This is a genomic window from Robiginitalea biformata HTCC2501 (assembly GCF_000024125.1).
GTDB classification, from domain to species: Bacteria; Bacteroidota; Bacteroidia; order Flavobacteriales; family Flavobacteriaceae; genus Robiginitalea; species Robiginitalea biformata.
This window is the reverse complement of the sequence record NC_013222.1, coordinates 372,207-395,779: the sequence shown is the minus strand read 5'-3', so window position 1 is coordinate 395,779 and position 23,573 is coordinate 372,207. Positions and strand designations below refer to the sequence as shown.

General features: G+C 57.8%; 24 protein-coding genes. 6 read left to right on the top strand and 18 right to left on the bottom strand.

Annotation, left to right across the window (positions count from 1 at the left end; all coding sequences use genetic code 11):
- Window positions 1-126 precede the first annotated feature (126 nt).
- Window positions 127-555: a TerB family tellurite resistance protein gene (locus RB2501_RS01780; protein WP_015753003.1), complete on the top strand. Its 429-nt coding sequence runs from the start codon at window positions 127-129 to the stop codon at window positions 553-555.
- A 53-nt stretch (window positions 556-608) separates the two neighbouring features.
- On the opposite strand, the gene fbp is transcribed toward RB2501_RS01780, so the two are convergent.
- Window positions 609-1,616, bottom strand: a complete 1,008-nt coding sequence (gene fbp / locus RB2501_RS01775; protein ID WP_015753002.1) for a class 1 fructose-bisphosphatase — start codon at window positions 1,614-1,616, stop codon at window positions 609-611.
- A gap of 114 nt (window positions 1,617-1,730) precedes the next feature.
- On the opposite strand from fbp, the gene RB2501_RS01770 reads away from it, so the two are divergent.
- The 3 genes from RB2501_RS01770 to RB2501_RS01760 all read left to right on the top strand — a co-directional run bounded on the left by RB2501_RS01770 (window position 1,731) and on the right by RB2501_RS01760 (window position 5,393).
- Window positions 1,731-2,219 (top strand): GNAT family N-acetyltransferase, encoded by a 489-nt coding sequence (locus RB2501_RS01770; RefSeq protein ID WP_015753001.1) that lies wholly within the window; start codon window positions 1,731-1,733, stop codon window positions 2,217-2,219.
- Window positions 2,206-3,456, top strand: a complete 1,251-nt coding sequence (locus RB2501_RS01765) for an aspartate kinase (RefSeq protein WP_015753000.1) — start codon at window positions 2,206-2,208, stop codon at window positions 3,454-3,456. The genes RB2501_RS01770 and RB2501_RS01765 overlap by 14 nt, the downstream gene beginning before the upstream one ends.
- A gap of 101 nt (window positions 3,457-3,557) precedes the next feature.
- On the top strand, window positions 3,558-5,393 hold the full coding sequence (locus tag RB2501_RS01760; RefSeq protein WP_015752999.1) for a GNAT family N-acyltransferase: 1,836 nt from the start codon (window positions 3,558-3,560) through the stop codon (window positions 5,391-5,393).
- Here RB2501_RS01760 and RB2501_RS01755 read toward each other — a convergent pair.
- From RB2501_RS01755 to RB2501_RS01675, 17 genes are all read right to left on the bottom strand, one after another.
- A complete protein-coding gene (locus tag RB2501_RS01755; RefSeq protein WP_015752998.1) occupies window positions 5,371-5,793 on the bottom strand; it encodes an arsenate reductase ArsC in 423 nt (140 codons plus the stop codon). The genes RB2501_RS01760 and RB2501_RS01755 overlap by 23 nt on opposite strands.
- 34 nt (window positions 5,794-5,827) lie before the next feature.
- Entirely contained in the window at window positions 5,828-6,319 is a 492-nt protein-coding gene (locus RB2501_RS01750) for a GNAT family N-acetyltransferase (RefSeq protein WP_015752997.1), read from the bottom strand.
- Window positions 6,320-6,334: 15 nt separating this feature from the next.
- Window positions 6,335-6,826, bottom strand: coding sequence for a DUF6428 family protein (locus tag RB2501_RS01745; RefSeq protein ID WP_015752996.1), 492 nt, complete (start codon window positions 6,824-6,826; stop codon window positions 6,335-6,337).
- 109 nt (window positions 6,827-6,935) lie between these two features.
- Entirely contained in the window at window positions 6,936-7,259 is a 324-nt protein-coding gene (locus RB2501_RS01740; RefSeq protein WP_015752995.1) for an ArsR/SmtB family transcription factor, read from the bottom strand.
- Between the two features lie 123 nt (window positions 7,260-7,382).
- Window positions 7,383-7,784 (bottom strand): TM2 domain-containing protein, encoded by a 402-nt coding sequence (locus tag RB2501_RS01735; protein WP_015752994.1) that lies wholly within the window; start codon window positions 7,782-7,784, stop codon window positions 7,383-7,385.
- A 46-nt stretch (window positions 7,785-7,830) separates the two neighbouring features.
- Window positions 7,831-8,220 carry a VOC family protein gene (locus RB2501_RS01730; protein WP_015752993.1) on the bottom strand — a complete coding sequence of 130 codons (390 nt, stop codon included), beginning with the start codon at window positions 8,218-8,220 and terminating at the stop codon, window positions 7,831-7,833.
- 12 nt (window positions 8,221-8,232) lie between these two features.
- Window positions 8,233-8,688 carry a DUF1801 domain-containing protein gene (locus tag RB2501_RS01725; RefSeq protein ID WP_015752992.1) on the bottom strand — a complete coding sequence of 152 codons (456 nt, stop codon included), beginning with the start codon at window positions 8,686-8,688 and terminating at the stop codon, window positions 8,233-8,235.
- Between the two features lie 59 nt (window positions 8,689-8,747).
- Entirely contained in the window at window positions 8,748-9,272 is a 525-nt protein-coding gene (locus RB2501_RS01720) for a DUF4199 domain-containing protein (RefSeq protein WP_015752991.1), read from the bottom strand.
- Between the two features lie 100 nt (window positions 9,273-9,372).
- Window positions 9,373-9,792 (bottom strand): response regulator transcription factor, encoded by a 420-nt coding sequence (locus RB2501_RS16470; protein WP_015752990.1) that lies wholly within the window; start codon window positions 9,790-9,792, stop codon window positions 9,373-9,375.
- A 47-nt stretch (window positions 9,793-9,839) separates the two neighbouring features.
- Window positions 9,840-10,787, bottom strand: coding sequence for a 2-hydroxyacid dehydrogenase (locus RB2501_RS01710; protein WP_015752989.1), 948 nt, complete (start codon window positions 10,785-10,787; stop codon window positions 9,840-9,842).
- A 77-nt stretch (window positions 10,788-10,864) separates the two neighbouring features.
- Window positions 10,865-12,217 (bottom strand): magnesium transporter, encoded by a 1,353-nt coding sequence (gene mgtE, locus RB2501_RS01705; protein WP_015752988.1) that lies wholly within the window; start codon window positions 12,215-12,217, stop codon window positions 10,865-10,867.
- Entirely contained in the window at window positions 12,204-13,169 is a 966-nt protein-coding gene (gene rsmA / locus RB2501_RS01700; protein ID WP_015752987.1) for a 16S rRNA (adenine(1518)-N(6)/adenine(1519)-N(6))-dimethyltransferase RsmA, read from the bottom strand. The genes mgtE and rsmA overlap by 14 nt, the downstream gene beginning before the upstream one ends.
- Window positions 13,170-13,190: 21 nt before the next feature.
- Entirely contained in the window at window positions 13,191-13,505 is a 315-nt protein-coding gene (locus RB2501_RS01695) for a DUF4286 family protein (protein ID WP_015752986.1), read from the bottom strand.
- A 25-nt stretch (window positions 13,506-13,530) separates the two neighbouring features.
- Window positions 13,531-15,315: a tetratricopeptide repeat protein gene (locus RB2501_RS01690; protein ID WP_015752985.1), complete on the bottom strand. Its 1,785-nt coding sequence runs from the start codon at window positions 15,313-15,315 to the stop codon at window positions 13,531-13,533.
- A gap of 99 nt (window positions 15,316-15,414) precedes the next feature.
- Window positions 15,415-16,686 carry a serine--tRNA ligase gene (gene serS, locus RB2501_RS01685; RefSeq protein WP_015752984.1) on the bottom strand — a complete coding sequence of 424 codons (1,272 nt, stop codon included), beginning with the start codon at window positions 16,684-16,686 and terminating at the stop codon, window positions 15,415-15,417.
- A gap of 87 nt (window positions 16,687-16,773) precedes the next feature.
- Window positions 16,774-18,099 (bottom strand): HTTM domain-containing protein, encoded by a 1,326-nt coding sequence (locus RB2501_RS01680; RefSeq protein ID WP_015752983.1) that lies wholly within the window; start codon window positions 18,097-18,099, stop codon window positions 16,774-16,776.
- The gene (locus tag RB2501_RS01675) at window positions 18,096-19,025 is read right to left on the bottom strand and encodes a bifunctional riboflavin kinase/FAD synthetase (protein WP_041326897.1); all 930 of its coding nucleotides are present in this window, start codon (window positions 19,023-19,025) and stop codon (window positions 18,096-18,098) included. Before RB2501_RS01675 ends, RB2501_RS01680 begins: the two co-directional genes overlap by 4 nt.
- A 132-nt stretch (window positions 19,026-19,157) precedes the next feature.
- Here RB2501_RS01675 and RB2501_RS01670 point away from each other — a divergent pair, with 132 nt between their 5' ends.
- Both RB2501_RS01670 and RB2501_RS01665 read left to right on the top strand, forming a co-directional pair.
- Window positions 19,158-22,865 carry a reprolysin-like metallopeptidase gene (locus tag RB2501_RS01670; protein WP_015752981.1) on the top strand — a complete coding sequence of 1,236 codons (3,708 nt, stop codon included), beginning with the start codon at window positions 19,158-19,160 and terminating at the stop codon, window positions 22,863-22,865.
- A complete protein-coding gene (locus RB2501_RS01665; protein ID WP_148214267.1) occupies window positions 22,862-23,545 on the top strand; it encodes a hypothetical protein in 684 nt (227 codons plus the stop codon). Before RB2501_RS01670 ends, RB2501_RS01665 begins: the two co-directional genes overlap by 4 nt.
- Window positions 23,546-23,573: the final 28 nt, after the last annotated feature.

Genomic DNA, 23,573 nt, shown 5'->3' with positions numbered 1-23,573 from the left:
CCCATGGTAAAACCCCCTTCTAAGGGACCTGTAAATCTTTGCGCCATGAAGGGTTAAAACCCTTCGGGGAAGCGGGCAAATCCTTTGAAAAGAAATATATTTGCAGAGATAAACGCATTGCAGACCATGCCCATTTTAGATTTATACAACCACTCCGAGAAACGCCGCAACCTGGCGCACTTTGCAGCCATCGCCTCCCTGGCGGCCGTTGACGGAGCGGTCAACCCGGCGGAAAAGGAAATCCTGGACCGTTTTGCCCAGAAACTCAATATCACCGATGCCGAATATAAGGAGGTGATGAAGAAGGAAAACAAATACCCGATTGAGGCCCCCTTCGAGATGAAGAAGCGCTACGAGCGGCTCTACGATTTCTTCCGGATCATCTTCTCGGACCACGGAATCGACGCGGAAGAAGAGGATCTGGTACGCAAGTACGCTATCGGGATCGGCTTCAGCTCAGAAATGGCCGACAAGGTGCTTAAAAGTTCTACGGAAATTTTCAGCGGGCAGATTCCGTTTGAAGACTACCTGCTGCTCATGGAGCGCCGGAAGTAAAGTGCCGGAAGAATTGCGATGGCCGTTCCTCTGCCCCGTTCTCACCCCCGGGCTCAGGCGTATTGCGCCATAAAGGACTCGGCTTTCTCCACCATTTTACGGCTCCCGCAGAAAAACGGCACGCGCTGGTGCAGTTCTGTAGGCGTAATCTCCAGGATCCGGCGGTACCCGTCCGATGCCCTGCCCCCGGCCTGTTCGGCCAGGTAAGCCATTGGGTTGCATTCGTAGAGCAACCGGAGTTTGCCGTTGAAGGCCGTACTGCTCTTTGGGTAGATGTAGATGCCCCCCTTGATCATATTCCGGTGGAAATCCGATACCAGGGAACCGATGTACCGGGACGTGTAGGGCCGGTCGTCCTCTTCCTTCTGGCAGTATTTGATATAGTCTTTGACCCCCTGCGGAAAGTGCGTGTAATTCCCTTCGTTGACCGAGTAGATACGGCCCGTTTCCGGAAACTGCATGTTGGGGTGGGAGAGGTAAAACGTGCCGATGGCCGGGTTGAGGGTAAAGCCGTTTACCCCGTGCCCGGTGGTATAGACGAGCATCGTGGAGGTGCCGTAGATAATATACCCGGCCGCTACCTGGTTCACCCCGGGTTGCAAAAAGTCCTCCAGGGACACAGGCGACCCGATGGGGGTGACCCGCCGGTAGATCGAAAATATGGTTCCCACCGACACATTCACGTCGATATTTGACGAGCCGTCCAGGGGGTCTATCAGTACGACGTATTTGTTTTGGTGCTGTTCGTCCTGGGAATTGATGGTGATGAAATCGTCTTCTTCCTCCGAGGCAATGCCGCAGACGATCTCCCGGTTCTGCAATGTCTGTTTGAATTTTTCATTGGCCAGCACATCGAGTTTCTGCTGGCTCTCACCCTGGATATTCGTTTCGCCGGCAGCTCCCAGGATGTCCACCAGCCCGGCCTTATTCACCTCGTGGTTAACCACCTTGGCTGCAAGGCGGATCGCGTTGATCAGTTTGGACAATTCGCCCGTGGAATACTGGAATTCCTGCTGGTTCTCAATGATGAACTCCCCGAGGGTCTTGTTTTTTCTCTGCATCCGGGCGTATTAGGTGGTTGTGCCCACAAATATCGTTTATTTTGTGAAACTATATCGTTTTCGCTTATCAGTCGTTTTTAAGATTTATAACTTTGTGTTTTATTTGTAACAGATATGGAAACCAGCATACGACCCGCTGAGGAGGCGGACATGAAAGAAGTATACCGGTTGATTCGGGAGCTCGCCGTTTACGAACGGGAACCCGATGCCGTTGAAGTGACCGAGCAGCAGCTGCTCCGGGACGGTTTCGGACCCGACCCGAAGTTCCGCTGCTTTGTTGCGGAACGGGATGGCGGGATCGTCGGTATGGCCCTGATCTATCCCCGTTATTCGACGTGGAAGGGCCCGGCCATCCACCTGGAAGACCTGATCGTCACCGAGGAGGCGCGCGGCCTGGGGGTGGGCAGTGCGCTGCTCACCGAAGTGATCCGGTACGCCTCCGGGCAGGGGGTTAAGCGCGTGTGCTGGGAAGTTCTGGACTGGAACGAACCTGCAATTGACTTTTATGAAGCCCGCGGAGCCCGGGTCCTGAGGGACTGGGACGTTGTCCAATTGGACGAGGCGGGGATTGAAGCTTATCTCAAGGAATATGCGAGTATTTAAATTCGGGGGTGCCTCGGTAAAGGATGCGGACGGAGTCCGCAATGTGTTGAAGGTGCTCAGCGAGACGGGGACGGAAAAGACATTCCTGGTGGTATCCGCCATGGGAAAGACCACCAACGCGATGGAAGCCGTGGTGCGCGCCTATTTTGAGGACAAAGGCACGCTGGCCGCTGCGCTGGATGAGGTGGTGGCCTATCACCTCGGTATCGCCGGGGAATTGTTCCCGGCCGAAGGGCACCCGGTTTTCGACAGGCTTCGCGGACTCTTCGAAGAGGTGCGAGGTTTCCTCGCCTGGAACAAGTCGCCCAAATACGGGTTTGTCTACGACCAGGTCGTCGGCTATGGGGAACTGCTCTCCACAGTAATTGTCAGCGCCTTCCTGGAGGATAGCGGCATCGCGAATACCTGGCTGGACATCCGCAAATACATCAAAACGGATTCGAATTACCGGGACGGCAACGTCCAGTGGGAGCGTACCCAGGAGGCAATCGCCACCCTGGCCCCGGGGAAAGAGCTCTTCATTACCCAGGGGTTCCTGGGGAGTGACGAGAACAACTTCACCACAACCCTGGGCCGGGAGGGATCCGATTATACGGCGGCCATTATCGCCTATTGCCTGAATGCCCAATCGGTTACCATCTGGAAGGACGTGCCCGGGGTCCTCAACGCGGACCCGCGCTATTTTGAGCAGGCGAGCCTCCTGAACCGGATCTCCTACCGGGAGGCCATTGAGCTGGCGTTTTACGGGGCATCGGTTATCCACCCCAAGACATTGCAACCCCTGCAGCGAAAGGAAATCCCGCTGCACGTCAAGTCCTTTCTGAAGCCGGCCGACCCGGGGACCACGGTGGGCTCCGGCAAGGGGATCGAACCCGAGGTCCCGTGCTTTATCGTCAAGAAGGACCAGGTACTCATGCGGCTGTCTTCCCTGGATTTTTCCTTTATTGTGGAGGACAGCATCGGCGACCTGTTCAAATTGCTCCACGACCACCGGATGAAGGTCGATATGATCCAGAATTCGGCCATCAGTTTCTCCGTGTGCATCGACAACAAGTTTGGCCGGTTGCCCGAATTGCTCCAACAGCTCCGGGGACGCTTCAAGGTGGTCCACCACGAGAACGTATCCCTTTATACCATCCGCCATTTCAATGCGGAGGCGATCCGCTCTTTGCAGAATGGCCGGGAGGTACTCCTGGAACAGCGGAGCAAGGAAACCGTGCAGTTGGTGGTGAAGTGACCGCGGGGCGGTAATTCCTTCACAGACATTTCGAAATTCCCGGATTGTAGGGGTCCTCCCCGGTCAATTTTCTATCTTTACCTGTATAGCAACAGCAACCTATGAGTTTAGTGACTGCCAAGGAGGTGTCCCGGGCCATCAACCTGGACCGGTATGGATTCCTCGGAACCCTGATGGGCTGGGTCCTGATGCAAATTACGCGGATCAGCAGCATCAACCGCTTTTACAAGCGGCACCGGCACCTGGAGGGTACCGAGTTCCTGGAACGGATCCTCGAGCACTACGAAATCGACTTTGAAATCCCCGAAGAGGACATTAAACGGTTGCCTAAGGAAGGGGCTTTTATCACAATCAGCAATCACCCCCTGGGCGGGATTGACGGGGTGCTCTTGCTGAAACTCCTGCTGCAGCACCGGCAGGACTACAAGATCATCGCCAATTTCCTGTTGCAGCGGATTGAACCGCTGGCCCCGTTTATCATGCCTGTCAACCCCTTTGAAAACCACCGGGACGCCAAGAGTTCGGTGGCGGGTTTCAAGCGCTCCATGGAACATCTGGGGGGTGGCCACCCGTTGGGCATTTTCCCTGCCGGGGAGGTCTCCACCTACAAGGAAGGCCAGCACTTCGTGGACAAGCCCTGGGAGGAAGCGGCCCTGAAGCTGATCCGCCGCGCCGAGGTCCCGGTAGTCCCCATTTATTTCCACGCCCGGAACAGCCGGTTGTTTTATTACCTCTCCCGGATCAACGATATTTTCCGAACCGCCAAACTCCCTTCGGAACTCACCACCCAGCGGAACCGGAGCATCAAGGTGCGGATTGGCCACCCCATTTCGGTTGCCGTGCAAAAGGAACACGATACCCTGGAGGAATTCTCGGACCTGCTCAGGAGGAAGACCTACCTCCTGGCAAATGCCTATGAGCGGGAGCGACTCATAGACCAGATCCCCGGCAGCCTGAAAATCCCCAAGCCGCCCCGTCGCATTGCCGATGCCGTACGGAGCGAAGTGATCCAGGGGGAAATTGAGAAGCTGCGCGAAAAGAACTGCCGCCTGCTGCAAAACCGGAATTACGAAGTATTCCTCGCCCAGAAGAAGGACATGCCTTTTATCCTGCAGGAGATTGGCCGGCAGCGGGAAGTGACCTTCCGGGCCATTGGGGAAGGGACCAACAAGTCCATCGACCTGGACCGCTTTGACGACTACTACCACCACCTTTTCCTCTGGGACGACCAGGAGAAGAAAATCGTCGGGGCCTACCGGATGGGGATGGGGTCGGAAATATTCGAGAAATACGGCATCGACGGGTTCTACCTGCAGGACCTATTCCGGTTTGAACCCGAACTATTCGGCATGATGAGCCGTTCCATCGAAATGGGCCGCGCCTATATCGTCAAGGAATACCAGCAGAAACCCATGCCGCTGTTCCTGTTGTGGAAGGGCATAGTGCACACCACGCTCCGGCACCCGGAACACCAGTACCTGATTGGCGGGGTGAGCATCAGCAACCAGTTCTCGAACTTCTCGAAATCCCTGATGATCGAATTTATGAAGTCCCATTACTGGGACCCCTATGTGGCGCAGTATATCCGCCCGAAAAAGGAATTCAAGGTAAAGCTCAACGATGCGGACAAGGAGTTCGTCTTTGACGAAACCGAGTCCGACCTGAACAAGTTCGACAAGCTCATCGAGGAGGTGGAACCCGGCAGCCTCCGACTGCCCGTACTGATCAAAAAGTACATCAAGCAGAATGCCCGGGTGGTGGCCTTCAACGTAGACCCGCTATTCAACAATTCGGTAGACGGTTTGATGTATATCCGGATCGCCGACCTCCCCGAGGACACCGTAAAGCCGGTCATGGAGGAATTCCAGGCAGAACTCGAGCGACGCCTGGCCGAAGGGGCCGGCGGGGAACAGGCTAGCGGAGCTCCCGCTCAATAAAATCCCGGCAATACGCCTTGATCTGATCCCGTGCAGCGATAAAGGCCTCCCGCTTCTCGGCTTCCGAACCGGTAACTTTGGACGGATCCGAAAAGTTCTGGTGCAGCCGTTTGGCGCCGGGCGCCGGGATAAACGGGCAGTTCTCCCGCGCGTGGTCGCACACGGTGATGATATAGTCCCAGGCAATGCCTTCGTATTCATCGACATGGTTGGAAGTGTGCCCCGAGATGTCGATCCCGTCTTCGGCCATAAAGCGGACCGCGTCCGGGTTGAGCCCGTGGGTTTCCACCCCGGCGCTATAGATGCGGGCGGCGGGCTCGGACTGAAGGGCTTCCAGGTATCCGTGGGCCATCTGGCTCCTGCAGGAATTCCCGGTGCAAAGTACAAGGATGTTTTTCATGGGTGTAGAATGCTTGTTTTGGTGAAATAAATGTTTAATCGGTGCCGACGGTTTTGCTTCTGCGTTCAAACAGGATATTGTCCTGCCAGATACCGTCCCTTTTGGCAATTTTTTCCCGGTAACCCAGCCGGCGGAAGCCGACGGCTTCATGCAGGCGGATACTCCCGGCGTTTTGCGGGAAAATCCCGGATTGCAGGGTCCAGATTCCCTGCTGTTCACTCTCGGCGATCAGCTTCCTGAGCAGCGCTTTTCCCGTTCCCTTACCCCTCTGGGCGGAACTCACATATACGCTCACCTCGGCCACACCGCCGTAGACGCAGCGGCCCGAGACCGGAGAAAGAGCCGCCCACCCCGCAACCTGTCCGGAGATTTCGGCTACCAGACGGCCAAAGGGGAGATGTGCCCGGTCCCAGTCTTCATATGCCGGGACCCGGGTTTCAAAAGTGGCATACCCGGTAGCGATCCCCTCTTCATAGATTCGGGCTACCTCGTGCCAGTCCTCGGGTTGCATGTCTCGGATCTGCATGGGGCCTTCAGGTTATCAGCAACAACCAGACGCGGGGTCGCAACCATTCCGGGCCCCGGCAACTGGGGCGGGTTCCGGGGTGCCGCAGATATCGCTCGCCTTGCACTGGGTGGCTTCCGGGGAGAGGCGGAGGACCAGGTGGTCTCCTTCCACCACCTCCCCTGCAACGTGCAACTGGGCGGTGTGGAATTGCCGGTTGCCGTATTCAAATTTTACCGGGCTGTCCAACATCAGCGGTTGCTTGCGGTTGACGCGGGAGAGGATGGCCAGGGCTTTCCGTGCGGTAATAGAGCGATCCGTATGCTCCGGGACAGGGCTTTCCCATAGCTGGATGACGGTTTCCGTCCACGCGTCTGAGCGTCCGCCGCAATCCGTGGCGTCGACACGGATATTCTTGACTTCCGTGATATGGTAATCGGGCCGCAGCAGCTTCCCGGGGGCGTATTCAAAATTCAGCTCCCTTTCCGGGTGCCTTTCCAGGAGATTCAGGAATTCAGAAGTTTTCATGGGTTCGGGTATTGGATTCAATTGTTGTTTCTGTTTTTGTGTGGCTCGATTTGCGGGAATCAACAGGGATTTGCCGGGGATCTGCCGGGTATTTGATGCGCAGGGCGGGTCAACAGCACTGGCTGCTGATTCGGGTGAAAAAAGACCCGAATAACCCCTGTATTTCATTCCACCGGTCGGTATCGATGCAATAGCAGAGGTTCCTTCCCTGAAAATTCCCCCGGAGCAACCCGACTTTTTTAATTTCCGACAGGTGCTGGGAGATGGTGGCCTGGGCCAGGCCGGTTTCTTCCACCAGGTCGCTGCAAATACAGGAGTCCTGCCGGCTGATGTACTGCAGGATGGCTACCCGTGCGGGATGAGCCAGTACCCGGGCAATCTGCGCAATTTCATTCTGTCGCTGGTCGAAGAGTTGGGTTTTGGAAACGCCCATGTTTTACAATTTATATATCGCAATATTACGATAATAAGATTAAAAATAAAAGCCGAAGTGTGTTTTTCGGCTTTTTTCGTTTTTCCAAAGAAGGGGTTATCTCCGGACCCGTGCGGATTTCCCTTAAAACCAGGGCTTTTTCCCCACCTGGTAGGTATTGTAGAACTCCTCGTCGCTTTTGGTCAGGTAGATGACGCCCTCGATGAGTCCGATCAGGCCGGTGGCCCAAACCACAAAGATGCCCACGCCGATACAGGTCAGCACCATGCCGATGACCGTGACCACCAGGAGGATAATCCCCTCTTTCTGGTATCCGAGGATAAACTTATGCACGCCCAGGGAGCCCAGCACAATGGCGAGTATCCCGGCCAGGATTTTTTTGTTCTCCCCCCCGGCGCTGTTGAGGCCTTCCTTGAATTCGTCGGCGGTTTTCTTGGCTTCGCTTTTAAAATCTCCGGCAGCTTTTTTTGCATCTTCGCCGGCTTCCCGGGCCTTATCCCCGAAATCTTTATTTTCGTCTGACATGGTAATTGGTGTTGGTTTTAGTATCACCAATGTAGCAAATTATTCCTTATTCCAGAAATGCGGAATCCACAGGTTCCCAGAGTTCTATTTTATTGCCTTCCGGGTCCAGGATCCAGCCGAATTTCCCGTAGTCGTATTCTTCTATCTCACCCACCACCTGTACACCTTCTTCCCGTAACGCGGCCAGGAGCTCGCGGAGGTTTTCCACCCGGAAATTCATCATAAAGGGTTTTTCGCTTGGCTCAAAGTACTTTGTGTCCATTTTAAAGGGACTCCACTGGGTACTGCAATCCCTGCCGTTCTCGTCTTTCCACCAGAAGGTCCACCCGTAGTTGTCCGTGGGAATCCCCAGATGTTTTTTATACCATTCCTTGATATGGTCCGGGTCTTTGGTTTTAAAGAAAAACCCTCCCAGGCCGGTTACTCGCTTCTCCATGATTGCTCTTATTTATTTTTTTATTGCTTTTTCGTACATGCGAACCCAATCCTCCACCTCCATTTTTTCACAGAGTTCCCCGATGAGCCCATAGGGTATTTTATCGGGTTTCCGGAAGCGGATACAACTCTTGCCCATATCCGGCTTTCCGATATCCAGGGCCCTGTACCGGTCCAGGAACCACTGGTTGAGTTCGGGGTCCGCGTAGATCCCGCTGTGGTAGACGGCGATGTAGTTCTTTTGGCTGGCGAGGCTCATAAAGGGCAACGGGAGTTCCGGGTTGCAGTGGTAGCCATCCGGGTAGCGGGCATGGGGCACCACGTATCCGATCATCCCATAACTGATGGATTCCTCAAATCCTTCCGGCAGGTGGGTCCGGATGGTTTCCCGAAGTCTGGAGACGGGTTCCCGGCGCTCCTCCGGCAGCTGGGAAATGTAGTCGTCTGCACTGGTTGCCTCGTATTGCATGGCGGGTATATTTTTGGTTGTTGTCGGTTTTCAGGATGTCGCCGTCGAAGGCTTTGGTTTCAGGATGTCGCCGTCGAAGGCTTTCGTTTCAGGATCTGTGCGGATATAATACTCATGATCAACCCGATGAGGAAGACCGTGATAAACATCAGGAAGAAATTCATCAGGGGGTTGGTAAACAGTTCCTTTTCCGCCTCCATGGCCCGGGCGCGCTCCTGGAATTCGGATTCGGGCAGGGAGGCTTCCAGGTCGGCCAGGACGGAGGCGTAATAGGTCTCCATAAAATCCGGGTTCATATACTTTACATAGATCACGTCCAGGATTCCGAACATCAGGGCGGTGATCAGGCTGATGCCCAGGCCGATTTTCAGCCCGGCTCCAAAGTTCAGGGTACCGCTGTTTTCGCGGTCCCGGAAATGCCGGATCCCGAAATACACAAAACTGAGGGCCACCACCATGGAGGCGTACCCGATCACTTCCTGGGCGCCAAAATCCAGGCCGTCGGCCAGGTAAAGGCTCAGCAGGAAGAGTACGCAAATGACCGTGCCCCCGTAAAGGCCGTACCGGATGATTGTCTTTTTCATGGGTTCTGGTTTTAGGTTGGTATAAAAATACCCGGCCCGGGGGGAGTGGGCTTCATACTAAAGTACCAATTTTATCCTTTGGGCCTTCCGACCCGGAAATTTATGCGCTGCCTTCGGGGAGGAGATTCAGCGCCCGGGCCTTGCGGATAACCTGGGTGCGGCGCCGGACATCGAGTTTAACCAGCAGGTTGGAAACATGGGTTTTCACCGTGCTTTCGGAGATGTGGAGTTCGTCTGCAATTTCCCGATTGGACAAACCCTTGCAGAGGGGGAGGAGCACTTCGCATTCCCTGGGGGTGAGCCCGAGCTGGCGGATTTTCCGTTGGTCGGCTTCCCGGGACGGGGGTTTCGGGCGGGCATGCCGCTGCAATCCCATGCCGATCAGCAGGAATAGCACGGCCAGGCTGCCGAATATCCATTCCGGGTCAGTGGTCCCGCTATAGTACCCCAGACGGCCAATGCGCAGCAGGATCCATACTGCCAGAGCCAGGGCCGAGAAAATCCAAATGGTCCGCCACATATGGGAAAGATATAAAATGCAGGGTAAACCGCGGGAGGCGCCGGGAATCACTTTCCCTGGTAATGCTCCTTGATTTTTCGCACAATGGTGGCAGCCAACTTTTCCTTGCTCTCCACAGTCCACCCCGCCACGTGCGGGCTCAGCAGGACCCGGGGAGACCGGATCAGCTCTTGCATGTCCGGGGGCATGCCGTCCTCTCCGAAGAGGGATTCAAAGGAGGATTTCTCGTATTCCAGGACATCGAGGCCGGCGCCCAAAACCCGACCGGTCCGCAGGGCATCCACCAGGTCGCCGGTCCGGACGCATTTGCCGCGGGCCGTGTTGAGGAGCCAGATGGGTTTTGCGAAACCGCCCAGGAATCCGGCATCGACCATCCCGATGGTTTCCGGCGTTTCCGGCACGTGGAGGCTGACCACGTCGGCGTGCTGCATCAATTCCGGCATCCCTACCTGGCGGGCATCCCCGTTGCCCACGCCCCCCACGATATCATAACAAAGGGTCTGTACGTCAAAACCCCGGAGTTTGCGCGCAAAGGCCTGGCCCGTATTGCCGTAGCCGATGATGCCCACGGTCTTGCCGTCGAGTTCCACACCCCGGTTTGCCTCCCGTCGCCACCGGCCTTCCCGGACCTCGGCATCGGCCGTGTGCAATTTGTTCATCAGGGAGAGGAGCATGCCCAGGGCGTGTTCGCCTACTGCGTTGCGGTTGCCCTCGGGTGCGGCAGCCAGGAAAATGCCCCGTTCGCCCGCCGCCCGGGTATCGATGTTTTCCAGGCCGGCACCTACCCGCCCAATGAATTCCAGGTTTTTGGCCCGGTCCAGCAATTCCCTGTCGACGGGGAGCCTGCTGCGGATAATGATGCCGTGGTATGCCCCGATTTTTTCCAGGATTTCCTGCCGGGTACCGGTGTGGTCCCTGTGGTTTTTGAACCCCAGGGCCGCCAGGCCTTCCTCGAGCAGCGGGTGGTTTTCGTCCAGGTGCAGAACTTTTTTCATCGCATTGCAGTTACGTGGGTCCGGAAGGGGACCAAGATACAGAAGATTCCGGGCATTTGCGAAACGGGAGGCCCCGTCTAAATCCCAAGCACAAACCGGGCGATCCAAAAATAGATCAGGATGCCGAAGATGTCGTTGCTCGTGGTGATGAAAGGCCCGGTTGCAATGGCCGGGTCGATGCCGCGTTTGTGTAAAAAGAGCGGGGTAAATGTGCCGATGACGCCGGCTACGACAATCACCGCGATCAGGGAGATGGAAATGGCCAGGGCCGTGGGGAAGCTCCCTTTCCAGATCCAGGTAAACACCAGCAGGCCGACGGCCAGGATCACCCCGTTGAGCAGGGCCAGGAGCATTTCCTTGATCAGCCGGTTACCGACACTCCCCTTCAGGTCGTCGTTGACGAGCCCCTGTACGATAATTGCACTGGACTGTACGCCCACATTCCCCGCCATGGCCGCAATCAGGGGGGTGAAGAAGAACAGGATGGCGTGCCGGGCAATCATCTCCTCAAAGCCGCCCATGATGGCTGCGGCGCCCAGGCCGCCGATCAGGCCGAGGAACAACCAGGGCAACCGGGCCCGGGTCAGGTCCCAGATGCTGTCGTCCGCTTCCACATCCTGGGAGATACCTGCCGCCATCTGGTAATCCCGGTCGGCTTCTTCCCGGATGACGTCCACGATATCGTCGATGGTAATCCGCCCCACCAGGCGCCCGATTTCATCTACCACCGGAATGGCTTCCAGGTCGTATTTCGACATGATCCGGGCCACTTCCTCGGGTTTTTCGTTCACGTTTACCGAATCCACGTGGGATATATATATATCGCGGATCGGCGAGCGGGTCGAAGCGGTCAGCAGGTCCTTCAGGGACAACCGGCCGATAAGGATGCCCTGGTCGTTGACGACGTAGATGGAGTGGACCCGGGTTACGTTTTCCGCCTGTTGGCGCATTTCCTTGACGCAGGTGAGCACCGTCCAGTGGTCGTACACCTTGACGAGCTCCTTGGCCATCAGTCCACCGGCCGAATTCTCGTCGTATCGCAGCAGGTCGACGATGTCGCGGGCGTGTTCGCGATCGGAGATCTTGGAGATGACCTCCTGGACAATTTCCTTGGGGAGTTCCGCCACGATGTCGGCCGCGTCGTCCGTATCGAGTTCCGCGAGCTCCCCGGCGATCTCCTGGGATGAGAGGTTGCCCAGGATGGCTTCCCGCACATCCTCGTCCAGTTCGGTAAGGACATCCGAGGTTTTTTCGCTGTCCAGCAGCTTGATCAGGTAGGTGGCCTGGTCCTCGTGGAGTTCGTCGATAATTTCGGCCACATCCGCATAGTGCACCTCTTCCATCAGCGAACGCAGGGAATCGTTCTGACGGTTTTCTATCAATTGCTGGATTTCCGCCAGCAGCTCGTCGGTGAGTTTAAACGGTGTCATCCCAGATGCGCTTTGAGAGGGCGATAAATTCCCGTACTTCCAGTTGTTCGGGGCGCCGGTCAAAGATAGCATCTTCTTTGAGATAATCGGGGACGGGCAGGCTTTTAAGACTGTTGCGAAGCGTTTTCCTGCGCTGGTTGAAGGCGGTTTTCACCAGGCGGGTGAGGTGTTGGTAATCCCAGTCGGCCCGGGTATCTGTGCGGTAGCGTAAATGCAGTACCCCGGATTCTACCTTGGGCGGGGGGTCGAAGACTTCCGGGGGCACGGTAAAGCGGTATTCCGCCAGGTAATAGGCCTGAACCAGGACCGACAGGATGCCGTAGGTCTTGCTCCCGGGGCCTGCGCAGATGCGTTCGGCCACCTCCCGCTGGAACATCCCGCTGAATTCCGGAATCCGCTCCCGGTTTTCCAGGACGCGGAAGACGATCTGGGTGGAAATGTTGTACGGGAAGTTGCCGGTAACCGCAAAGGGTTTCCCGCCGAAGAGGCCGGGGAGGTCGAGCTTCAGGAAATCTCCGTGCAGTACCTCGAATGACTTGTAGGACGTCGTTTCCGAAGCCAGTTCCAGAGGGAAAACCTCCCGGAGGTACTTCACGGATTCCCCGTCGAGTTCCACGGCCAGCAGGTCCACGGGCCGCCTGAGCAGGAAAGCGGTCAGCACCCCGGTGCCGGGCCCGATCTCCAGGATCCGGGGCGGACCATCCGGGCTCAGGGTTCCGGCAATCCGCATGGCGACGGAAGCATCCGTCAGGAAGTGCTGGCCGAGGTGTTTTTTGGCGCGAACCCCCGTTGTGCGCTGGGTATCGCCTTTTCGCCCCATGCCCCCTCCCTTTTTGGCCGGGGATCTCCGCTTGCCCCTATCCCTGCTCATCGGGTGCGGTATTTCCGGCCGGAGGTTCACAGCCGAATGCCCGGTTCCGGACCCCCGGATCGGGTAGCGCGCCATGGACAAAGCGGTATGCGGGGGACGCCGTCATTCGTGTTCGCTGATGATTTCAAGTTCCGTGCGGAAGGCCACCAAACGGTCTCCGTACCGGTCGGTTACTTCCTGCCGCAGCCTGGCCGCGTGTTCCCCGTAATAGGCTTCTAGGGACTGGCGATCCGGAGCCAGGTACTGAACCGAATAGGTGGTCCCCCCCATCTCCTCCTCGACGAGTACCCGGCAAATCCGCGCGTTTTTAAAAGCGCCCGTGGCGATTACGTCCGGGATGTGGGTGGTGCGCATCCATTCGAGCCACTCCTTGCGAATAGCATCTTCGACGTTGATGGTTACATTGTAAATGATCATGTAGAGTTGGTGTTTCCCCGGGGGTTTAATTGACGGGGTCGCCCCGCAGCCTCCGGAATTGTTTGCGGGCTTCCGGGAAGTGGTAACTGTCCTGGAAGCGATAGATGATTTCCCTGTAGTGTTCCATGGCCTTGGCCGGGTCTTCCAGGCGGGTTCGGTACAGCTCCCCCATGGCAAAATGGGCGTCGTCCGCCAGGATGTCCTGCCCAAAGAACTCAACGATTTTGCGATAACTCAGTAGGGCACCTGAATAATCGCCGGCCGCTTCGAGCAACCTGCCGTGCATCAGTAAGGCCTCGTCTTCGATTTTCTCCCCCTTGTGGCCGGTCAGTATTTCGTCCAGGGCCGCGAGCGCTTCCGCGTTTTTTTGCTGGTACGCCAGCAGGTCGGCCCGGGCGTACTTCCGCAGGGCGGTCTGGGTGGAGTCCTCCAGCGAATTGTCCGAAATGATCAGGCTGAGCTGCATGGCGTCGTTGGCGATGAGCTGGGACGTGGAATTGCGGAGGACCTTCAGCTGGGTAAGCGCCCAGTCAAAATCCCCCTTGTAAAAACTGGTCTGTGCAACCTTAAAGCGGGCCTGTTGCCCCATCACGTCGTTTTTCAGCAATTTCTGGATTTGCGAGAACAAGATGAGCGCCTCGTTAAACCGCTGGTCAAAGACGAGGATGTCTCCCAGGCTGAGCTTTACGTAGCCTTCCGCATATTCCGGAAGCGGCAGGTCCAGGCTGTTTTTCAGGATGCGGATTGCCCGGTCGGGTTTGGAGAGGCGGAAGGCCAGGAATTTGGCATAGGCCACCTGCAATTGCAGGGTGGAAGCGGCATAGCCGTATTCGTCCATCAGCTCCTCGTAGGCTTGTTCGGCCTCCCGCAGGTCTTTTTCCCGGTTGTCGGCCAGGCCGATATCGATCAGGTGGAGGCGTGCGTTGAGCCGGCTTACCGGGTCGTTGCTTTCGGCAACCACAAATTCAAATGCAGCGACAGCAGCCTCAACGGCCCCGGCCTCCTCCGCGCTGCGACCCAGGTTCACCATGCGGTCGAGCCGGACCTCCGGTACGCGCCGGTATATGGCCTTTTCCTGGTTAAACGCGTTGGCGTATTGCCCCTGTTCCAGGTACAGCCAGCTGAGCAATTCGTTCCAAAGCGGGTCCGGGTCTTTCTGCGCCCGGGTAAGCAGGACGCGTCGGAGCAACTGGTTGTTTTCGGCTTCCGGATCCGGACCGATAAAGGATTCGATTACCCGGAGTACATTCGCCTTGGCGGACTCCCGTTGTTGCAACAGGTCCATATAGGCGTCGAACATTTCCCCGATACGTCCCTGTTCCCCGTAAATACGGGCTATTTGAAAATTAAAATCGAGTTCCGGGTTGAGCTCCATCGCGCGGGAATAGGCCTGCAGGGCATAATCCAGGAGGGTATACCGCTGAAATTTAAACCCGATCCCATATCCGAAATTCGGGTTGGATTCGATGGTCTCCAGTGCCTGGCGATACCATTTTTCGGCCTCCTCCGGCCGATCCATAAGCAGGTAGGTATACCCCATATCGATCAGGAGTGTCGGGTAGGCATTGCCCTCCTCCAGGCGCCGGCTCAGAAAGGAGATCGCTTTGTCGTAGGCCTCCAGCTGGTGGTAGCACAACACGAGGCCTTCCGTGTAGTCCGTCCGTCTCGGGTTGTTTTCCGCAAGCTTCTCGTAATACACAACCGCCTTGTCAAAATCCCCGTCGTTGAAATACTGCTTGGCCAGGAAATCTTCCTGGGCCGAAACGACCGAAAGGCACAGGACTGCCAGGGAGCACAGGAATTGTTTCATAACAGGGCTTTGTACAAAGATACGAAGTAATACGGGGCGGCCTTTCCGGGTGTTCCCCGGGCATCGGTCCCGACAGGGCGATCTCCCGCCCCGGGCCTGCTACTCGATCCGGTCGAAACCGGTATAGGGCACCAGCACGTCCGGGATGCGGATGCCCGATTCGTCCTGGTAATCCTCCAGGATACACGCCAGGATCCGCGGCAGTGCAAGGGCACTTCCATTCAGGGTGTGGGCCAGTTGCGGCTTGTTGTTTTCGTCCCGGTAACGCAGTTTCAGGCGGTTGGCCTGGAAGGCCTCAAAATTCGATACGGAACTCACTTCGAGCCAGCGTTCCTGGGCCGCCGACCAGACCTCAAAATCGTAGGTCAGCGCGGAGGTGAAGCCCAGATCACCCCCGCAAAGCCGGAGGATGCGATACGGGAGCCCCAGTTCGCCGAGCAGGCCTTTGACGTGCTCTACCATTTGCTCCAGGGCCGCGTAGGAATTCCCGGGTTCTTCCACCCTCACAATTTCCACCTTGTCAAACTGGTGCAGCCGGTTGAGCCCCCGCACATGCGCGCCATAGCTGCCGGCTTCCCTCCGGAAACAGGGGGTATAGGCCGTATAGCAGAGCGGCAGGTCGCCGAGGTCCATCAACTCGTCCCGCAACATATTGGTAACGGGGACCTCTGCAGTAGGGATCAAAAACAATTTGTCGTCCCGGAGTTCGTACATCTGTCCCTCTTTGTCGGGCAGCTGGCCCGTACCTAGCCCGGAGGCTTCATTGACCAGGTGGGGGACCTGAACTTCCTGGTATCCCGCTTCCGTGTTGCGGTCCAGGAAAAAGCTCACCAGCGCGCGCTGGAGCCGGGCGCATTTACCCTTGTAAACAGGGAATCCCGCCCCGGTAATTTTCACCCCGAGCTCAAAATCGATCAGGTCGTATTGGGCGGCGAGTTCCCAGTGGGGCAGGGCACTGCCTCCGGCCTGCGGCAGGTCCCCGGATGTGAAGACCACCTCGTTGTCCTCCTCGTCCGTTCCGGCCGGAACGGAGGTATGGGGAGCGTTCGGTACCTGGTAGAGGGCTTGCTGCAGGGTATCTGCTGCATCGTTCAGGGATTCCGTCAGGGCTTTGGAGGATTCCTTGAGTTTCGCTGAACGGGCCTTCAGTTCCTGGGCTTCTTCGGATTTCCCCGCCTTAAACAAATTCCCGATTTCCCGCGAGAGCGTATTGGCCTCCGCCAGTGTGGCGTCCAATTGGGTCTGCAGGGTACGGCGCTGCTTGTCCAATTCCAGTACTTCCTGAATCATGGGTTGGGCATCGATCCCCCGTTTGCCGAGGGCTTGGGCGATTGAATCGGGATTTTCCCGCAAGGTGTGCAGTGGCAGCATGTTCCGTGCAAATTTAGGCTGCAAATTTAAGGGTAAAATATGGAATCAGCCAACGGAACGGCCACCGATCGGCGCGGGTTATGCCGGCTACTCCAATTCCCAGGGGGCGGGCAGGATCCAGCGGTGGTGGCGGAAGTGATCCCAGGGTTCTGCCGCCAGGTCTACCTCCGGGTCGATAAAGGGGGCTGCCGGCTGCCGGTTGATCCGCAGGTTGCCTGCCGCATAGACGGCAATATCCTTCCCCTGCCGCGCATAGGATTTCTTGAGGTATTGGGCAAACTGCCAGATAAAATCCGGGTAGGCGAGTACTTTGCGGTACTGTCGGGGGGTCAGGTAATTTTCCGGTTTCACGGGTTCGCTGATGCCCGTGGCCTTGTCGACAATGCGGAACTGGATGGTGCCCCGCCTGCTCCGGAGCATCATGCGCCAGCTCATGCGGTGTCCCTCTTCAGTCCATAGGACATCGCCGGGAATTGCGTAATGCCGGATGGGCAGGAACACCTGCAGGGTGAAATACAACGCGCCCACACCCAGCAGGATTCCGGCATACCGGGGGCGGCCCGAGGGGGGTTGCCACTGCCCGGCGGCCTTGGTCGGGAAAAAGGTGCGGCGGATGGTTTCGGGTTCAAAAAAGAACGCGGTAAACGCCAGCGACAGGTAAGGGAATATCCCGATTTGAAAAACCACCGAGTTGAACAGGTGGAAAAAAATGGAGGCGCCAAAGGCCCATTTTCGGGTCGGCTTCCAGAGCAGGAGGGGGATGATCAGGAAATCGAATGCGATCCCGAACAGGCCGATGCACCGGTGCACCCAGGGCTCCTGCAGAATCGTTCCGATCAGCGGGTAATCTGCCTTACCAGCCATCAGCAACCCGATAAAACTGAAATCCAGCCAGTCGTCGTATATCTTGGCGATAGCCGCATAGGTGTACACGATGAACAATTGCAGGACAACCGTCCATTTTACGGCCGTGTACATGGTATCCGTGCGTATTTCCGGCCGGCGTTTGGCGTCCAGGGACCTCGCCCGGTGGGCGGGGAGGAAACACATCAGCCCGGATATGAGGATCAGCAGGTAATAGTGGTTGTTGTAAGCGGTTTTCTGCATCAGGTAGGTGCCTGTCCAAAGCAGGGTGAACAGGATGATGCTCAGCCGGTAGCGGTACCCCAGGGCGATGGCGATACCCAGCAGCCCCATCAGGGCGTAATAGACATACATCCCCGGACCCGGCAGGGGTTGCAGCCACTCAAAGCCGATAAAGGTAAAAGTGAATTCGGGTTCCACCAGGTAGCGCCGCACCCAGCCGGTGGCGATGGCGCCGAAGCACTCCAGGGCCAGTAATACCCCGTAAAACATCCGGAACAGGATCAGCGGGCTGTTGTCCATCCGGGAATAGAGCAGGCGCCGGATCATCGTTGGCGTATGGCCCGGCGGGCCGCTTGTTGGTCCAGGGAGAGCTGTTCTTTCAGGGCTTCCAGGGAATCGAATTTCCGCTCGTCCCTGAGACGGGCCAGGAGGCCGACGCGCAGGGGCTGGTCGTAGAGGTCCTGGTCCAGGTCAAAAAAATGCACCTCAATGTGCTGGCCGGAGTCCTCAACCGTCGGGTTGGACCCGATGTTCATCATGCCGAAAACCTCCCGGTCTCCCAGTTGGCTGCGAACCGCATACACCCCATTGGCGGGGATGAGCTTGTATTCGGAGTCTATCCCGAGGTTGGCCGTGGGAAAACCGAGGTTCCGCCCCAGGCCTTTGCCCCGTCGGACGGTGCCGGAGAGCATATAGGGATACCCGAGGTAGGCATTGGCCGTTTCCAGGTCCCCGGCTTCCAGGGCCTTCCGGATTTTCGTGGAACTCACCGATACCTCGTCCACTTCCTGGGCAGAAATTTCCTCCACGGAAAAGTCGAACAGGTTCCCGAAAGCTTCCAGGTCCTGGATGTTTGCCGTGCGGTTCCGGCCAAAGCGATGGTCGTACCCGATGATGATTTTTTTGGTGTGGAGTTTTTCCACGAGCATTTCCCGCACGAACTGCGTGGCAGTTAGGCGCGAAAAACGCTGGGTGAACGGGTGGATAACCAGGCAGTCCAGGCCGGTTTCCCGGAGGATATCCGTCTTTTCCTCAATAGTGTTCAGCAATTTCAGGCCGCTGTCCTTCTGCAGTACCATCCGCGGATGCGGGTAAAAGGTGAGCAAGGTAGACTGCATGTCATGCGACCTGCCAAAATCCGTCAGCCGGCTAAGGATTTTCCTGTGCCCGATATGGACACCATCGAAGGTGCCGATGGTAACCACGCTGGGCCGCTCAATACGGTATTCTGAAAGACCTCGGACGGTTATCACGGAATCAAAATAATAAAAAAGGCGTATTTTTAGCGATGCAAAGCCCCATGAATGAAGACAAAGCTACGTCTTGTTTTATCAATTCCCATATTCTTGCTCAGCTTTTGTTCCTTCTCTCAGGAAACCAGTGGGTTGTGGGAACGTGATAACGCCATCCAGCTTCGCCGGACGGCATCCGGGGAGCTGCTGAAACCACAGGAAGGCAGCGGCTTTACCCTGGATGAAATGGGGATGCGCCGGGCATTGGAGGAACTCAACGGAAACCCCGGGTCCGCCAAGCGTATGTATTTCCCGGACAGCCGGGGCGAATTGCAGCCCTATCTGGTGCGCGAGCGGTCGGTCATGGCGCCTGAACTCCAGGAGCGGTACCCGGAAATCCGCTCCTACCTGGGGGTCAGCCCGGAGAACCCGGCAAGAAGGATCCGCTTCAGTATGTCCCCTTCGGGTTTCCAGGGCATGGTGAGCGAACCCGGGCGGGAAGCGTCCGGATTCCTGGAGAAAGTGCCGGGTAGCGGCGCCAGGTACCTGCTTTATCGCCGCGACCAGAAGGAGGCCCTGCCTTCGGCCTGGAAATGCGGAACCCGGGCTTACCGGGAATTTGCCAAGCCGGCTTCCTCCCGTGCGGCCAAGTTGGTAGACGACCAACTCTTGCGGACTTACCGGCTGGCGGTGGCAACCACAGGGGAGTACGCGGAATACCACGGGGGCACCGTCGGGAGCGCACTGTCGGCCGTAAATGCCACGCTTACCCGGATCAACGAGGTGTTTGAGACGGACCTGGCCATCAGCCTCGTGCTGGTAGCAGGCAACGACCAGGTAATCTATACGGATCCTTCCACGGATCCCTTTGGCGGGAATTTCAGCTCGGAGGTCCAAACCACGCTCGACGCCCAGATCGGATCGGCCAACTACGACATCGGCCATTTGTTCCACCGGGGGTCGGAAGCCGGGAATGCCGGGTTCATCGGTGCGGTTTGCAGCGAGAACCGGAAGGGCAGCGCGTATGCTGCTACGCCCACTCCGGAGGGCGATCGGTTTGACCTGGATTTTGTGGCCCACGAGATGGGGCACCAGTTCGGCGCAAACCACACGTGGTCCTTTGATTCAGAGGGCTCCGGCGTCCAGGCGGAACCCGCTTCCGGGACCACTATCATGGGGTATGCAGGCATCGCAGAAGGCAACAACGTGGCCCAACAAGGGGACGACTACTTCCACTATTTCAGCATTGTGCAGATTGCGCAATATGTGGCCGGCACCTCCTGTGCCTCTACGACGGCCCTCGCCAACAACCCGCCCGCGGTGAACCCCCTGCCGGATTATTTCATTCCCGCCGGCACCGCTTTTGTTCTGGAAGCCGATGCCTCGGACCCCGATGCGTCGGATATCCTTACCTACGCATGGGAACAGGTAGACGACGGGGTAGTTACCCGCGCCTCCTTCGGGCCGCAGAACCCAAGCGGGGCCAATTTCCGTTCCCTGCCGCCCGGGGTTTCCCCCAGCCGGTACTTTCCCCGGCTGAGCCGGGTGGCCTCCGGCAACCTGACCCAGGTGAGCCCGGCTTCCGGTTCCGCCTGGGAAACCGTATCGGAGATTGAACGGGACATGACCTTTGCCCTGACCGTCCGGGACAATGCCCCGGGGGGCGGGCAGGTGGCTTCCGACCTGGTGAGCGTGCGGGTGGTTTCGCAGCCGGATGCCTTCCGCGTGATCTCCCAGCAGAGCACCCAGAATTTTGCCGGGGGGAGTATCCAGACGATCAGCTGGGAGACGGGCGCAACCAACCAGGCCCCTATCAACTGCCAGGAGGTGGATATTTTCCTGTCCCTGAACAGCGGGCAGGACTTCCCGGTACTACTGGCTTCCGGGGTCCCGAACACCGGGAGTGCCCAGGTACAGCTTCCCGGGACGGCCACCACGGGGGGGCGGATTATGGTCAAGGCCTCGGACAATATTTTCTTTTCCGTCAACCAGGCCGATTTTACGATTACCCAGCAGCCCTTTGTGCTCGCTGCACAGGAACTCGAAGCGGTGGGATGCCAGCCTGTGGACGCCGTATATGATTTTACTTATCACAACTTTGACGGGTTTGCCGAAGAGGTTACCCTCGGGGTATCCGGCCTGCCCGCCGGGCTCGGGTCCGGCTTCAGCAGCCCGACTGTCCAGACAGACGGTACCGACCTGACGCTGACCATTACCAATACTGCTGCCGCGGCGCCGGGGCTCTACCCCCTGGTGATTACCGGGACGGCCCCGGGCGGGAATTTCAACCTGCCCGTCCAGTTGCGGCTTACCGACGGAAGTTTTACTGCTCCCGCCTTGCTCAGCCCGGAAGCAGATGCCACAGATGTCGGCCTGGTGCCCCGGCTACAGTGGGAGGCGACACAGGAAGCCACTTCCTACCGGGTCCAACTGGCGTTAGATGCCGGGTTCTCGGGGATCCTGGTAGATGAGGTTGTTTACCTTGCGGAATACCAACCCGAGGAGCTGCTGCCGGATACCACCTATTTCTGGCGTGTCAGGCCCATCAACGACTGCGGTCAGGGCGCCTTTGGCGCGGCCGCTTCCTTCCGGACCATCGCCACGGATTGCAAGACGCTTACCGCCCAGGGAACTCCCATCACCATTTCGTCCACCGGGACGCCCACGGTGACCTCGAGCATTTTTTTCGCGGACGATCAGACGGTCATCGGCGCGCGGGTAGGGCTGGACCTCAGCCACAGCTACCTCGCCGACCTGGTGATTAAACTCCGTTCCCCGGCCGGGACAGAAATTACGCTTATTTCCAACTCCTGTGCCGAGGCAAACGATGTGGACGCCACTTTTGACGCCGATGCCCCGTCGTTTATTTGCGGGAACAACCCGGCCATTTCGGGGCTCGTGCGGCCGCTCGGCTCGCTGAACGCCTTCGACGGGGAATCGAGTTTCGGGGAATGGGTGCTGATCGTGGAGGATACGGCCCCGGCGGACGGCGGTGCCCTGAATGGTTTCAGCCTGGAACTCTGCGTGGAGGGCCAGTTTCGTCCGGATGCGGATGGGGACGGGGTTTTTGACGACGGGGACGACCTGTGCCCGGGAACCCCGCCCGGGGCTGTGGTCGATGCCAATGGCTGCCCGGTTTACCGCTTTGCCCCGGACCAGTTCGACATCGCTATTTCGGGCGAGAAATGTGTGGGTACGGACGATGGGGCCATTCGCGTCACCGCCTCCCGATCGCTGGATTACACCATTACCATCCGGGGAAATGGCCTGGACGAATCCGGGGCGTTCAGCAACTCCTTTGAGTTGAGGAACCTGGCCACCGGGCAATACGACATTTGTATATCGGGCACCGACGGGCCCATAACCTATGAAGCCCAGTGTTATACCGTCACCATCGGCAGCCCGGATCCGCTGAGTGTGCTGGTAAGCCGGTCGGCGGGCGGCTCGGGGATTGACCTGGACCTGGACGGGGCCGTTTCCTATGTCGTTTCCCTGAACGGGGAGGAACGCACCGTGGGTTCCGGACCGCTCCACCTGGAATTACAGCCCGGGAACAACGATCTGAAAGTTACGGCCGTCCCGGCCTGTAAGGGCAGCTATGAAGCCTCCTACTTTTCATCGGATTCCATTTCGGCTGCACCCAACCCGTTCTCGGACCGCATCGGCTTGTATTTGCCGGATATCCGGGAACCCGTCACCCTGGAATTGTTCAATACTTCCGGGAGGCTGCTGTACCGTAGTGCCAGGCAGCCCCTGAGCCACAATGAAGAATTTTCCCTGCCGGTACTTCCGTCGGGCTTGTACCTGCTGCGGGTGCAATCCGGGCAACAGGAAGCACTCTTAAAAGTTTTCAGGAGATGAAGCGCGCTTTACTTATGTTGGTATTCGGTTGGTTGCTGGTGTCCTGCGGGAGCGACGATTCCCCCAAGGTGCCGCCGGCCGTTAGCCTGGCCTATCCGGAGAATAATTCGGAATGCACCACGGGCATTTCCCGGAGCGAGACCACCAGCGAAGTGGAATTCCGGTGGGCGGACACGCCCCATGCCGTGCGCTATGAGCTAACTGTCCGCAACCTGCAGACGAACGTCACCGAAAACGTCATCACATCGGGCCTGAGCGCCAGCCTGGTCCTGGAGAAGGGGACCGCCTATTCCTGGAACGTCATTGCCCGCAGCGAGTCCGGTATGGACGGACCGGCCGGGGGAGCCTGGCAATTTTTCAACGCGGGTTCCGCCCTGACCTACCCGCCGTTCCCTGCCCAGCACAAAGACCCGGTGTCCGGGGAAACGGTTACGCCAGACGCCAGCGGGGAAGTTACCCTGCGGTGGGACGGGGCCGATGCGGATAACGACCTGGTGGAATTCGAAATTTATTTTGGGACGGATGCCTCCAATCTCTCCCTGGAACAAACGGTGGGCTCCGGGCAGTTGTCCCTGGTAGTGCCCGTACAGTCCGGCGGGGTGTACTACTGGGAAATCCTCAGCCGGGATTCCGAGGGGAATACCTCCCGCTCCGGGGTGTCGTCATTTCGGGTCTTTTGACAGGCCATTCGGGGTGATTCGGGACCCG